This is a genomic window from Methanosarcina acetivorans C2A, assembly GCF_000007345.1.
GTDB classification, from domain to species: Archaea; Halobacteriota; Methanosarcinia; order Methanosarcinales; family Methanosarcinaceae; genus Methanosarcina; species Methanosarcina acetivorans.
Window position 1 is genome coordinate 626,587 of the sequence record NC_003552.1, and the last position, 12,708, is coordinate 639,294.

A 12,708-nucleotide genomic window follows, 5' to 3' on the forward strand; every position below is an offset into this window, starting at 1 on the left:
TCTGTTTTCGCCGTTTCAGATCCTCTACACAACTTCAAACAAGCCTGAGAATATTTGATTTTAATTCTTATTATAGTTGTAATTTCGTTTTTGATTTCATTTTTAATTTCAGCTTCAATTTTCTTTTTTTACTTTTGTTTTTGTTTTTCATACAAAGGCTAACTTAAGGTAATTGAGCACGATTATTACAAGGGCTCCGAAGATTCCTCCTATTGCACAGATCAGAACTGCTACCCACGTGATTGCAATTTCAAGTCCCAGCAAAAATTTTGCTACGATCAGGGTTAAGATCCCAAGCACTGCATTTATTGCAAGGCTGGTGGCAGTCTTGAGGATTTTGTACAGCACAACTGCCGCCACAACTGCCAGAATCAATACTGAAATTTCGGTAATTCCAACTACCATAGATTATACATAGTGTTCAAATTATTTATATTTATCATTGAGTTTTATGAAACAGTAGTGGCTTTCTGGAAATTTGTGCCCGGTGTACTTGAAAATGCCGCTCGACATTTTTTATTTGAGAATGAAATGCTATTTTACGGCACTTTTTCCCTTAAAGAGCCAGGGCAAATTCAACAATAATTTCCTTAAGTGCAACCTTGTCTGAATAAGTCCTTACCTCCAGCGAAGGGTCAGGGTTCCCGAGCACCATTGCAGAAACTGCTGCCTCAGGCCTGTGCAGGCAGAGCACGGGAATTTTCCGGACGAGCGCCCTGCAGATTTCATAGCCCACACCTATGGACGGTACTGTCACTTCTGCAATCAGGGCATCGCTTTTTGTAAGTAAACCGATATCTCTGGCATAGATCTCCTGTTCGGTCATTTTCGATTCGTTTTCTTCGAGCCCGGGGTCTGCAACATGCCAGCTGAGTACATCAGCTCCTGCTTCTTCGAGGGAGTCGTACATTAACCGATATATCTCAAGAAGCTGCCTCCCTCCCCGGATCGAGCCTGAAAGGAATATTTTCGGGTGCTGCTGTCCTGTGCCGTTATTTATTCCCATTATCCTGTCCTCCTTCTTTCCTACTCTATTCTTTTCTTCCATTCTATTCTGTTCTTTCTTTTCCCGCCTGTTCCTGCCTGTAACATATTTTTTTTCTGTTTCAGCCCTTTATTGCACGCCTCTGAAGTAATGCCCCGCGGTAAAACCTTTTCCGAGACTCTCACATTTTTCCTTTATCTTCTCTCCGGTCTCGCAAAACGCATCAATTGCCTTTCTGTACTCTGCTGTAACTCGCCTGATTTCTTCTGCGCTGTCCATCCCGAGCGTTTCAATCCTCAGGCTTGCAACTCCGCTTTCGACAAGTAAGGGGATATATTCGAGCATGCAGAGGGACCTTGAGTTCAAAAGGTGAGTCCGGCACTGGTAGTCCATGAGGAGAGGAAATTCATATTTCTTTTCATCTACCAGAGTAAAGTTTCCTGAGGCACAGGGCGCACTGCATTTGCTTCCTGCTTTCCCTAGCAGCCCACCTACCAGGCAGTGCTCGGATTCCATCAGTTCGAGGCGGCCGTGGACGATGCATTCGGCAGGTCCGTAAGTCGCTACTTCTTTTAGCTCTTCAAGCGTTAGTTCGGGAGACAGTACCGCCATTTCTGCCCAGTTCTGCAAAAGGAGGGCAAAGGTGTAACCGTTATAGATATTCAGGGGACTGCCTGCAATACACGGAACCTTTTTTTCTTTTGCAAGGTTAAACGTCCCTAGATTTGAAACAAGGACTCCGTCAGCTCCGAACTTTTCCGCACGGGAAAAAAGTTCTTCTACCTGTTCCATCCCGGAATCCTTAACGATTTTTGGAGTATTAAAATAGATTTTTCTGCCTGCAGCCCTGGATTTCATGACTGCGTTCTCAAAAATAGAGTCCGGCTTTCCGCCGGAAAGCCCCTCTTTATTGGAGGCTTTCTCTCCTTCGGTTGCTTTTGGCTTCCTGAAAAGCCCTTCTCCGAAATATACACAATCAGCTCCTCCTGCAATTGCTCCTTCCAACCCCTCGGGGGAATATACGGAAACCGAAAGTAAGGGCTTTTTTGCAAGTTTTTGAGCTTTTGTTCCCTCTATTCCCTTTATTCCTTCTGTCTTTTTTTCTCCGGGGGCAGGGAGCTGCAGATTCTCGAGAGGCTTCCGCTTCCACTTTGAGACACGCAGGTTTTCAAGCTGCAGAACCGCTTTTGTCCTCAGCTCGTTCAGCTTTCCTACGGGAATAAAGATGTCCCCTTCAACATTTACATTAAGTTCGGATGCCTCAAATAGAGTGTTTCCAAGCTTGGTGAGCTGTTTTTCGATCTGGGCTTTTGAGGTCGGGAGCTTTTCTGCTTCCTCAACAAGATATTCGGATTCCACAGTAACTACATTTGAATCGCTGTCTTTTATCCCGAGCCGGGCAGGTTTTCCGGGGGTAAGGGTTGCTGTGAGGGATACAGGGATCTTTGGCCTCAGGGTTCCTGATTCGCTTTCTTTTTTCAGGGAATCCATAAGCTTCTTGTCATGAGTCCTGTAGACCGTGCTTCCTGAGGGCGCCCTTGAATCAAAGGGGATTTCCACGACTTCCCCTTTCCCTGCGCTGTATACGGGGCCTTTTTCAGTATACATCGAAGAGATGATTTTTCCCTTATCTTCCGGTCTGGTCTCGGCGTTTTCGACCATTATCCCGTCTCCCGGGCGGAGGGTGTTTGAGAGTTTTACACGGATTCGCTTTGTGCGCCGGTCATAGCTGACGATCTTGCCTGCAGGAATCCCGCGGTTGTGGGGGTTTTCCCGGCTCATGAGTTTTCCACGTGGGTTTTCGAAAAAGTAGCCTGAGGTAAAACCGCGGTTAAAAAGCTGGGTAAGAGTCTCCTGCTCCTCTTCGGATACAAAATACCTGGCAGGGTTTTTAAAGTACCTGTCAATCAGGCGGCGGTAGATCCTTACAACTCCTGCAACATACTCAGGTCTTTTCATCCTGCCTTCTATTTTGAAGGATTCTATCCCGGCTTCAATGAGGGCTCCGAGGTATGAAGCCGTGTTAAGGTCCCTGGGACTTAAAAGGTAACTACCGCCTGTTTTAACCTGCTTGCCTGCACAGTACAACCTGTACTTTTTGCGGCACGGCTGGGCGCAGTATCCCCTGTTCCCGCTCCTCCCCCCTATAAGACTGCTCAGGAGGCACTGGCCCGAATAGGAAATGCAGAGGGCTCCGTGTACAAAAACCTCTATCTCCATATCACTTTTTTCTTTTATCTTTCTGATCTCTTCAAGCGAAGTTTCCCTTGAGAGTACGACCCTTTCGATTCCCAGATCCTTTGCAAAAGCAACTCCTTCACTATTGTGCAGGGTCATCTGCGTGCTTGCATGGAGAGGAAGGTCAGGCAGGTATTTTCTGGAAAGGGCAATAAGTCCCGGGTCCTGAATGATAATCGCGTCTGCTCCCGTTTCTCTTAGCCGGGAAAGCAGTATAAGTGCACTTTCAACTTCCCCTTCCTTGAGCAGGGTGTTTACGGTTACGTATATTTTTACGCCCCTGAGATGGGCATAATCAATAGCTTGTTCAAGCTCTTCCTCTGAAAAATTAGATGCATATCCCCGGGCGCTAAAAGCCCTGGCTCCTATATATACAGCGTCAGCTCCGTTTTCCACAGCTGCCTTCAGGGCTTCCATGCCGCCAGCCGGTGCCAGCAGTTCAGGTTTTGCAGGTTTCATCAGTTGGGATTACAGAGGATGCTCTTAATTAAGCTTTGGCATCCTTTTCCTGCCGGATAACTCAAGGGGCTAAAATCAAAGGGTTCTAAAATCAAGGATTATGGGAAACAAAATGTTCTGAAATCAAGGATTATGGGAAACAAAATGTTCTAAAATCAAAAGGAGGAACACCAAGAATAAAAAGTAAAAAGTAAAAAACAAAAAAGGGTTAGACTGCAGAGCTACCGGACAGAGTCCGATAGAATGTTTTTTCGGGTTATGCCTTTGGCCCTATTATCCAGGTAATGATCCTATCGCTTTTCTTATCTTTTGAGGTTTCGCAGAGTATCTTTCCCTCATGCATGTGGGATTCACAGGAATAGCTGACTTTGTCTTGCTTCCCTATGTACTTGAAGTGTATCTTGAAATATCCTTCCGAACACCCTATTCCGTATTTTATCCAGCCTTCAATGTCCGCTCCACCTTCGCAGCTTCCTTCGCATGCAACCAGTCCAAAACTCTTTTCCTCGTAAGACCCAATCTTTTCTGGAGCAATGTGGCTTTTTTTGTACATTCCCTTCTCGATTTTCTGAGCCTGAAGTACAAAGTCATCACCGGTGTTGTTAAGGATCTTCAACTGCAAACCTTCAAGAGTTTCCATGTTTTCTGTTTCTGACATCTTCGATTACCCCGAGAAATAACAAATCAGATAAAACTCCGAACAAGAGATTGCCTCTAATAAATAAAAAAGTATCTCAAAATCTCTGAAACTGAGTATTTTTATAATTATATCTAATTGGAGAGAATAAAATTGATAGCATCGGCTCTGGACAGATTAAATCCCTTAAAAACAGGTTGTCCTGAAAAAGCAGATTATTCCCAAAAAACTTTTTGTTTTGAAAAAGTAGAATCCTTGAAAGTGGGATCATGAGGATTCTCACTTTTGAATACCGTGGTCCCAATTCTCAGGTTTTTCTGCTTGAACAAAACCGCCTGAACAAAAACTAACTCCGAACTTCTGTATCCTCAGTCAGTGCAAATGCAGGGTTTTTGACTGCAGGTAGGGCAAACTCCAGGGTATTTTTTAAGAAAGGCTTCTTCAAGGTCAATTCCGTAAAGGTTGGCAAGAGCTCCTATCCAGGCAAAACAGTCCGCAAGTTCTTCTTCTATATTTTCGGGTTCTTCTCTGCGAATAGCTTCGGCAAGTTCTCCTACTTCTTCAACCAGCCAGAGCATGGTAGCCTTCCCACCTCGCCTTTTGTCGTTATGGGCGTAGAGTTCATACATAAGCTTCTGAAACTTGGAAATCTCCATTCTTCTCTCTCCTGCCTCTCCTGTTTTGCCCTCAGTTTTTCTAGCATTCAGAGCCTTACAGGGATTTCCCGCTCTCTCAGGTATTCTTTAACTTCCCATATCGAATATTCACTGAAGTGGAAAATGCTTGCTGCAAGGGCTGCATCGGCTTTTCCTTCGGAAAATCCTTCGTAGATGTGCTGCGGGTTCCCTACTCCTCCGGAGGCGATGATGGGAATGTCGAGCTCTTCGGAGAGCTTTCTTGTAATCGGTAGGTCGTAGCCAGCACAGGTCCCGTCCCGATCCATGCTTGTAAGGAGGATTTCGCCGGACCCCAGTTCTTCAGCTTTTTTTGCCCACTGCACGGCATCAATCCCTGTCGCTTCCCTGCCTCCGTAAATTACCACTTCGTACCAGGCCGGGGTCCCGTCTTCAAGTTCCAGGACGGTTTTGTCGGGATTATTCTTTATATCGGTATTTCGCCTGCAGTCAATCGCAGTAACGATACACTGGGCCCCGAATATATCCGAAGACTCTTTGATAAAATCAGGATTCTTTACTGCCGAGGTATTGACCGAAACCTTATCCGCGCCTGCCCTGAGGATCTGGCGGATTGCGTCGATCGAACTGATCCCGCCTCCCACTGTGAGGGGAATGAAAACCTCATCTGCAGTCCTTTCGATTACATCGATCATTGTTTCCCTTCCGTGGGCTGAAGCTGTGATATCCAGGAAAACAAGTTCATCTGCGCCGTCTTCATTATAACGCTTGGCGAGCTCCACAGGGTCTCCGGCCTCTTTCAGGTCCACAAACTCCACACCCTTGACTACACAGCCGCCTGCCCTGTCAAGGGTCACATCAAGGCATGGTATTATTCTTTTGGTGAGCATCTAAGGGATTATGAAATTAACTGTTATTAAAAGCTTATTGAAATTGAGTGGGAGAAGTCCTGAAGACAGCAGGCTGCCAGAATAAGCAGAGACAAAATAACCCCCGGTGGGCTGTTATTAACTCGTTGGCTTCTTGCAGAGTCCCGGCAGAGATCTTCCGTTTTTCTCCCCCTGTGCCGCAAGGGGCTCGGGTCAACCGTCAGTCCAATAAAATGCGGTCTAAAAGCCGGCGTCGCAATTAAGAGAGATAGATCTTGAAGGAAATATCCCCGGGCCGAAAGAATACTTTCTCTTTTCCAGAATATGCTTTTTCAAGTCACATGGACTATAAGCGCTCCGGCCAGCCGATCCGGAGGTCATGCAAAAAAGCAGAAAAAGCAGATCTTAAATGCTAAAACCCATCAAGTAGTCCTCTTGGGCGCAACTCACTTCTTAACCCATAAATAGTCTGCTTGAGCGGAGCGAAACAGACCGCGTACTGTTGCGATTACATCGCAACTCCCAGAAAATCTATGATTTTCTTGTGATCCCGGGGCGCAATTCGGGAAGGACAGCGCACTGCAGAGCCGCAACTCTGCTGGCGCAACTCTGCCGGTTCAGCCAAAAATATTCATTACACGGGCGCCTTCAAGTCTCGACATTTCTATTTCGGAACATTCCAGCACTTTCTTTCTGATCCTTATGGGGGCTCCCACTCTGAGGGCAAGAGCGATACAGTCGCTTGGTCTGGCATCAAACTGCATTATGTTATTGTCCTTTCTGACCAGGAGGCGGGCATAATAGACTTTGTCTACCTTGTCATCGATCATTACGCCCTCAATCTTTATTTCCAGGCGGTCGAAAATATTGACCATGAGATCATGGGCCATCGGGCGAGGAGGAGAGATATTTTTAATCACATTTCCTATTGAAAGGGCTTCCAGATGTCCTATATATATGGGAAGCATCTCACCTTTCAAATTCTCTAAAAGTACAACAGGGGTCGGGTCACTGAAAACATCGACTATATAGACATCCTTAACATAAATTTCTTCAAAATCTTCGTAGTCATCGATGTCCATATCCAGTAGTTAATTTAACAAATATTAATACCTTTTTTAATTTTTTTTAATTTATTAAAGGAGATGCGTATACCCTGATTCATACTTTTTCTGGTGCCAAATTTTTGCATATTCAACTTCTTGGGAAGCCATGTCTTCCAAGCATAGGCACGAAGATAACTTCACCTTTTCTTTTCTTATATATGTTGCCATTGCTATCTTTTTTAACCCTGATAAGTTCCTGGGAATAATCTCCTACAGGAATTACCATTATTCCTCCAGGCTTTAACTGTTCCAACAGAGCCTTGGGGATGGTGGGGGCCGCGCATGTTACAGCGATCCTGTCATAAGGTGCATATCTGGGATAACCCATTGACCCATTCTCAAGTAATACTGTAACATTATCGTACCCCATTTGCTCCAGGTTCTTTCTTGCAAAATTTACAAGAGGTTCTATGCGTTCCACACTGTATATATGTCCGGTTTTTCCTACGAGCTCTGCCATTACTGCAGCGTTATATCCGGACCCGGTTCCAATTTCCAGGACTTTATGCCCTTCAGACAGCTCCAGGATTTCACACATAAGCGCAACCGTATGAGGGGTGGATATTGTTTGCCCATGACCGATTTCTAGAGGTCTGTCCGTATAAGCTGCCCTTTGCTCATATTCCGGAACAAACCTGTGTCTGGGAACACGGAACATGGCCTTGAGCACTTTTTTATCCCGTACGATATCTTCAAGCCCTTCTACAAGGAGCTTGCGAAGCTTTTCGAATTCTTTTTCTTCTTTTTTTCTTCTCCTGCTATCCTTGATATAGTCCTTTTCGGAAATCGCGTTGACCAGAACAATCCCCTCTTTCTAGCAAATTTTTTTATGTATTTTGCAAGCACAATGTCGCCTTTTCTGGACCTGAACACCCCCGTTCCTGGCTTTTATCGGTGAAAAGGCGTGTATTTCCCGATTTTTTCCATCTTCATTTCTCTCCTTTTTTAAAACCCGTATTTGCCTATCAAAGGTACGAAAACAACTCCCCCTCTTTTTTCTTCGTGTATCTTGCCTTCAGGATCTTTCTTAATTCTGACCAGTTCCTGGATATAGTCCCCCACGGGAATTATCATTATTCCTCCGGGTTTCAACTGCTCCAGCAGAGGCTCGGGAATATCGGGAGCTGCGCATGTTACAACTATCCTGTCATAGGGAGCACATTTGGAGTAGCCCATGGACCCGTCATCAAGCAGCACTGTAACGTTTTCATAGCCCGCTTTTTTCAGGTTCTCCCTGGCAAAATCCACAAGGGGCTCGATGCGTTCAACAGTATAAACATGCCCGCTTTTTCCTACCAACTCCCCCATTACTGCTGCGTTATAACCTGACCCTGCCCCAATTTCCAGGACTTTTAGCCCTTCCGAAAGCTCAAGGAGATCACACATGATAGCAACCATATGAGGGGCAGAGATAGTTTGCCCGAAGCCGATCTCAAGGGGTGTATCAATATAAGCCCCTTTTTTCGCGTATTCCGGGACAAATAAATGCCTGGGGACCCTGAGCATGGCTTTGAGGACTTTTTCATCCGCTCCGTGGATTCCAATTCTTCTTATGAGACGCTCTCGCATCTCTTCGAGTTGATGCAGTTCTTCCTGGTTTTCTTCCTGTTTTCTTTTGTCCTTTTTTTCGCTGTGGCCTTTTTTACCACGGTCCTCTGCTGCTCCCACGCTGACCTGACCCTTCTCTTTTCTTTCTGGCAAATATGCGTTTTACATATTTTGCAAGTACAACGTCCCCTTTTCTTGATCTGAAATTCCCGTCCCGGACCTTGATTTTGCTAATGAAAAGCCTGGTGTTCCCAACTTTTTCTTCCGCTCCCACTACAAATTCATAGTCCCCGGGAACGCGTTTTTCTATTACTTCCGTTTTTTCAGTTCCTTCCTGTGCGGAGAATTTTACCGTTACTTCGTCAATTGCCCTGCCCCACACAGTTTCGATTTCTTCTGCCTTTCCTGCATTGACCCTTTTTCCTCCGGCTTCAAGGGAGGTGATCAGAATGGGACATACTATTCCGCTTTCTTCGTCATCAACAACCAGCTCATCATCCACCTGAAGTACAGTCTCGGAGTCTAGCTCGGTTTTGAAGGTATTTGAGACGTCCATCTTGCTGACGATGACCTTTAATCTGACATTTTTCGGGGTTTTCATCTTTGCAGGATGCACCTGACCGCATTCCATACAGCGGACAAGGGGACTCTGTCCTTCTTTCAAAACTTCATGCGTGACTTCCTCTTGCGGGGAACAGGAAGGGCACTCAATCTCAATTTCTCTTATCATAGTCTAATCAGTAGATGGATTCAAAATACTAAATACTTAACTTCTCCGGTGATGTTTTCTTCCGAAGGCATCCTCCAGGAGAAGTCAGGACTTGAGAAAATTCCACTAAAAATGAACTCAAGATATCGAAGAAGAGTAAAAAAGCAAATAACTTCCTATTTCGGACCCGAATTTTTTCTTTTCCAAGGAAGGCTCCGAAGACTCTCGGCGCGCGGAGAACCAGGCTTAAAAGCTACTTGAGGATGTTCCGGGCAATACCGGCCAATTTTCCGGGAGGTTTCGCAAATTATGTTTCCTGTACTATGTCGAAGGCTTCTGAAGGGGTGGGAACTCCGATCATATTTTCCAGAGCTGCGGGGTGTTTTTGTCTCCCTTTCCTTCTCTTTGCGAAAGCTATTTCGTCAAGAGGTCTTGCCCAGATTGTGTCCAGTTCCTCTGCGAGGGCAGAAGGCACGCGCCTGACTCCTACCTGGAGCGAGGTTATAATATACTGGTTTCCATCACTGTTTCTTCCTGAATCCAGAACTATTTCCTCATCTTTGTGAAGAAGTTCTCCTGCATTCAGTTTTACCCAACGGGTGAAGGGTCGCTCGATCCTGTTTACATAAACTCTTACGCTTATTTTGTCAGGGGTTTTCAGTCCTGAGGCAGTGTAGACAAGTCCGCAATTAAGACAGTGTACCATAGGGCTTATTCCGAATTTTATCAGTTCGTGAGAAACTTTTTCCTCCGGTGAACAGGAGGGGCATTCGATATTGATATGTTGTGTCATAGCAAGTCTGCATTTCTAATTCTCATTATCCTACTTAATTGTTTCGTAAAACTTTTTATATTAATATTAGGAATACCGCTTCCGTTTGCCTTCTACCTTACTCAATATCAAAAGTTTTATTATAATGAAACGCGTAGTCTAACATCTCATTATTGAGATGCGTCTCAAAATTAAGGCAATATGGGTGCCGACAGTGCCGGACATTGAATACCTGAAGAAACTTGCCCTCAGAGGGGCAGTAAACAAAACTGTTAAGGTCTCTTCGAGTGAGTTTCACAAGCATACGGGGGACAGCTCTAAAACCGCAGCAAGAAAGCTAAAACAGATGGAAGAAGAGCGTTTAATTGAAAGAAAGATAGTTCCCGGTGGCCAGTTGATAAAAATGACAGAAAAAGGGATTGAAATCCTGAAGAACGAATATATCGAATACAGCAGAATCTTTTCCTCAGAGCCCGATGTTCTGGAGCTCGAAGGAAATGTGCTTAAAGGCCTTGGTGAAGGCCAGTACTATATAAATATCCCCGGATACAGGAATCAATTTGAAGAAAAACTGAATTTTGTGCCTTTTCCGGGTACTCTGAACGTGCAGCTTTCGGAAAGCAGCTCGGCTCTTCGAAACAGGCTTAAAGAAATGCCTGCTGTCCGAATAGACGGTTTTAATGACGGAGAACGCACTTTCGGAGGTGGGAATTGTTATCCTATCAAAGTAGAGGGGATCGAAGCTGCTGTGGTCGTTCCTGACAGGACACATTACCCCGCGGATTTGATTGAGATTATTGCACCGGTCAAACTCAGGGATGCCCTGAAATTGAAAGATGGAGACAGAATTGTGACAAGGGTAAAAAAACAGGGTATGGAGGGACAGAAGTGAACGAAAGCACGGTATATGAATGCCTGAAGTACGGGAATGAAAACATTAACAGGGCACTGGAAGTTCTGCGTGCCGGAAAAATGATCCAGATCTATGATTCGGACTCCAGAGAAGGGGAAACTGATCTTGTGATCCCTGCAAAGGCTGTCACTTATAAGGACGTGAAGTGGATGCGGAAAGACGCAGGCGGACTTATCTGTGTGGCAGTGGATCCTGTTGCCTCAAAACAGCTCAAGTTGCCTTTTATGGCAGACCTTGTCCGGGAAGCCAGCAGAACCAGCGAATCCCTTGGAGAAGTTGTTGAAAAAGACGGGGACCTTAAGTACGATTCTCATTCCTCCTTTTCCATCTGGGTCAACCACAGGGACACAAGGACCGGAATTCCTGACCTTGAAAGAGCCCTTACAATCAGGAAAATAGGTGAAATCACCGAAAAATCCCTTTCTGGAAACGGAATCCGTTTTGGAAATGAATTCAGGACGCCGGGGCATGTGGCTCTCCTCCGGGCTGCCGAGGGGCTCCTCGATGAACGTATGGGCCAGACCGAACTTTCAGTTGCCCTCGCCCGAATGGCAGGAATTACCCCTGCAATGGTAGTCTGTGAAATGCTGGATGACGAGAGTGGGAGAGCTCTTTCAAAAGAAAATTCAAAAGATTACGGTAAAGATCACGGGCTTGTCTTCCTTGAAGGGCAGGAAATCCTGGAAGCTTATATGCTGTGGACAGGTTCAGAGTGCTGAAATACCTTTTTTCTTCCCTCTTTTGACCTTATTTTTTATTTTCTACCTTTGATTACTTTTTCCTTTTTTATTTTTCTCTTGTTTGCAAGTCAGGCACAGCAGAATATTATAACATAAAACATAAGTTACTATATAACAGCAGTTTCTTCCGACTATACCGAATCTTTTGTTTCTTTAGTGCCTTATTCCTGTGTTTTGCAGCCACATCCGGGGTACCATCCGATGATCCATAGGTACAAAAAAATTCAACAAGTTCTTGTTCTTGTACTTTTCCTGAACCTTGCCGTAGCTTTTGCTAAGATCATCTACGGAACCTTTACCGGCACCCTGAGCATGACTGCGGATGGATACCATTCTCTTTTTGACGGGGTTTCCAATATTGTGGGGCTTGTGGGAATTTATATCTCATCCCGTCCTCCTGATAGGGATCATCCTTACGGCCACCAGAAGTACGAGACATTTGCTTCTATTTTTATAGCTATCCTGCTCCTTTTTGTCGGTTTTGAGATTTTCCAGAATGCTTTGAACCGTTTTCTTGTAAGGAGCACCCCCAAGGTGACAACCCTGAGCTTTGTCATTATGCTCGGGACAATGGGCATAAACTACCTTGTCACCCGCTACGAATACCTGAAGGGCGTAGCCCTGAGAAGCCAGGTCCTTATTGCGGACTCCATGCATACTAAAAGTGATATCTATGTTTCTCTCTCGGTTATCGCAAGCCTGGTTGCTATAAAGTCCGGTTTTCCTCTTCTGGACCCGCTAATTGCTCTTCTCATATCGTTCCTTATCTTCAGGGCCGGGTTCAGGATTATGAAGGAGAGCTCAAGAGTCCTCCTCGATATGTCCAGGCTTGAGGAAGAAGAGATATGCAGCCTTGTCCTGGGAGTTGAGGGAGTTCTGGGCTGCCATAAGATCCGGACTCGCGGAGGCATGGGTGATATCCGGATAGACATGCACGTGCTTGTGCGGCCTGATATGCCGCTTGAAGACGCACACCTTATAGCGCACAGGGTTAGCAAAATGTTGAAGGCTGAATACAAAGACGTTTCCGATGTAGTTGTGCATCTGGAACCTGCCTCACCCCAAGGATCAAATAGCAAAAAAACCAGTTAAGATGC

14 protein-coding genes are annotated in these 12,708 nt (G+C 45.3%); 3 read left to right on the forward strand and 11 right to left on the reverse strand.

Annotated elements, in window-relative coordinates; all coding sequences use genetic code 11:
• Nucleotides 1-147: 147 nt before the first annotated feature.
• The 11 genes from MA_RS02815 to MA_RS02870 form a co-directional block, all read right to left on the reverse strand.
• Nucleotides 148-405, reverse strand: a complete 258-nt coding sequence (locus tag MA_RS02815; protein ID WP_011020585.1) for a pro-sigmaK processing inhibitor BofA family protein — start codon at nt 403-405, stop codon at nt 148-150.
• Between the two features lie 151 nt (nt 406-556).
• Entirely contained in the window at nt 557-1,048 is a 492-nt protein-coding gene (locus MA_RS02820; RefSeq protein ID WP_011020586.1) for a nucleoside 2-deoxyribosyltransferase, read from the reverse strand.
• Between the two features lie 66 nt (nt 1,049-1,114).
• Nucleotides 1,115-3,682 (reverse strand): DUF3656 domain-containing U32 family peptidase, encoded by a 2,568-nt coding sequence (locus MA_RS02825; RefSeq protein WP_011020587.1) that lies wholly within the window; start codon nt 3,680-3,682, stop codon nt 1,115-1,117.
• Between the two features lie 256 nt (nt 3,683-3,938).
• Entirely contained in the window at nt 3,939-4,340 is a 402-nt protein-coding gene (locus tag MA_RS02830) for a hypothetical protein (protein WP_011020588.1), read from the reverse strand.
• A 347-nt stretch (nt 4,341-4,687) separates the two neighbouring features.
• Complete coding sequence (locus MA_RS02835) at nt 4,688-4,975, reverse strand: MazG nucleotide pyrophosphohydrolase domain-containing protein (protein ID WP_011020589.1); 288 nt, start codon at nt 4,973-4,975, stop codon at nt 4,688-4,690.
• A 47-nt stretch (nt 4,976-5,022) separates the two neighbouring features.
• Complete coding sequence (hisF, locus tag MA_RS02840) at nt 5,023-5,844, reverse strand: imidazole glycerol phosphate synthase subunit HisF (RefSeq protein ID WP_011020590.1); 822 nt, start codon at nt 5,842-5,844, stop codon at nt 5,023-5,025.
• Between the two features lie 596 nt (nt 5,845-6,440).
• Nucleotides 6,441-6,905, reverse strand: a complete 465-nt coding sequence (locus tag MA_RS02845; RefSeq protein WP_011020591.1) for a bifunctional nuclease family protein — start codon at nt 6,903-6,905, stop codon at nt 6,441-6,443.
• A 112-nt stretch (nt 6,906-7,017) separates the two neighbouring features.
• Nucleotides 7,018-7,734, reverse strand: a complete 717-nt coding sequence (locus MA_RS02850; RefSeq protein WP_011020592.1) for a protein-L-isoaspartate O-methyltransferase — start codon at nt 7,732-7,734, stop codon at nt 7,018-7,020.
• 140 nt (nt 7,735-7,874) lie between these two features.
• Nucleotides 7,875-8,630, reverse strand: a complete 756-nt coding sequence (locus MA_RS02855; protein ID WP_011020593.1) for a protein-L-isoaspartate O-methyltransferase — start codon at nt 8,628-8,630, stop codon at nt 7,875-7,877.
• On the reverse strand, nt 8,572-9,207 hold the full coding sequence (locus MA_RS02860) for an HVO_0476 family zinc finger protein (RefSeq protein WP_011020594.1): 636 nt from the start codon (nt 9,205-9,207) through the stop codon (nt 8,572-8,574). The genes MA_RS02855 and MA_RS02860 overlap by 59 nt, the downstream gene beginning before the upstream one ends.
• A gap of 286 nt (nt 9,208-9,493) precedes the next feature.
• Nucleotides 9,494-9,979 carry an HVO_0476 family zinc finger protein gene (locus MA_RS02870; protein ID WP_011020595.1) on the reverse strand — a complete coding sequence of 162 codons (486 nt, stop codon included), beginning with the start codon at nt 9,977-9,979 and terminating at the stop codon, nt 9,494-9,496.
• A gap of 157 nt (nt 9,980-10,136) precedes the next feature.
• Here MA_RS02870 and MA_RS02875 point away from each other — a divergent pair, with 157 nt between their 5' ends.
• The 3 genes from MA_RS02875 (at nt 10,137) to MA_RS02885 (ending at nt 12,703) form a co-directional block, all read left to right on the forward strand.
• The gene (locus tag MA_RS02875; RefSeq protein WP_011020596.1) at nt 10,137-10,850 is read left to right on the forward strand and encodes a winged helix-turn-helix domain-containing protein/riboflavin kinase; all 714 of its coding nucleotides are present in this window, start codon (nt 10,137-10,139) and stop codon (nt 10,848-10,850) included.
• Nucleotides 10,847-11,590 (forward strand): 3,4-dihydroxy-2-butanone-4-phosphate synthase, encoded by a 744-nt coding sequence (gene ribB / locus MA_RS02880; RefSeq protein WP_011020597.1) that lies wholly within the window; start codon nt 10,847-10,849, stop codon nt 11,588-11,590. The genes MA_RS02875 and ribB overlap by 4 nt, the downstream gene beginning before the upstream one ends.
• Before the next feature lie 222 nt (nt 11,591-11,812).
• Nucleotides 11,813-12,703, forward strand: coding sequence for a cation diffusion facilitator family transporter (locus tag MA_RS02885; RefSeq protein WP_048064910.1), 891 nt, complete (start codon nt 11,813-11,815; stop codon nt 12,701-12,703).
• Nucleotides 12,704-12,708 lie beyond the last annotated feature (5 nt).

Coding starts and splice junctions, on each gene's coding strand:
- MA_RS02885 (WP_048064910.1), top strand. CDS start 11,813: ATGATCCATAGGTACAAAAAAATTCAACAAGTTCTTGTTCTTGTACTT.
- MA_RS02860 (WP_011020594.1), bottom strand. CDS start 9,207: ATGATAAGAGAAATTGAGATTGAGTGCCCTTCCTGTTCCCCGCAAGAG.
- hisF (WP_011020590.1), bottom strand. CDS start 5,844: ATGCTCACCAAAAGAATAATACCATGCCTTGATGTGACCCTTGACAGG.
- MA_RS02815 (WP_011020585.1), bottom strand. CDS start 405: ATGGTAGTTGGAATTACCGAAATTTCAGTATTGATTCTGGCAGTTGTG.
- MA_RS02835 (WP_011020589.1), bottom strand. CDS start 4,975: ATGGAGATTTCCAAGTTTCAGAAGCTTATGTATGAACTCTACGCCCAT.
- MA_RS02875 (WP_011020596.1), top strand. CDS start 10,137: ATGCGTCTCAAAATTAAGGCAATATGGGTGCCGACAGTGCCGGACATT.
- MA_RS02820 (WP_011020586.1), bottom strand. CDS start 1,048: ATGGAAGAAAAGAATAGAGTAGGAAAGAAGGAGGACAGGATAATGGGA.
- MA_RS02830 (WP_011020588.1), bottom strand. CDS start 4,340: ATGTCAGAAACAGAAAACATGGAAACTCTTGAAGGTTTGCAGTTGAAG.
- MA_RS02845 (WP_011020591.1), bottom strand. CDS start 6,905: ATGGACATCGATGACTACGAAGATTTTGAAGAAATTTATGTTAAGGAT.
- MA_RS02870 (WP_011020595.1), bottom strand. CDS start 9,979: ATGACACAACATATCAATATCGAATGCCCCTCCTGTTCACCGGAGGAA.
- MA_RS02825 (WP_011020587.1), bottom strand. CDS start 3,682: ATGAAACCTGCAAAACCTGAACTGCTGGCACCGGCTGGCGGCATGGAA.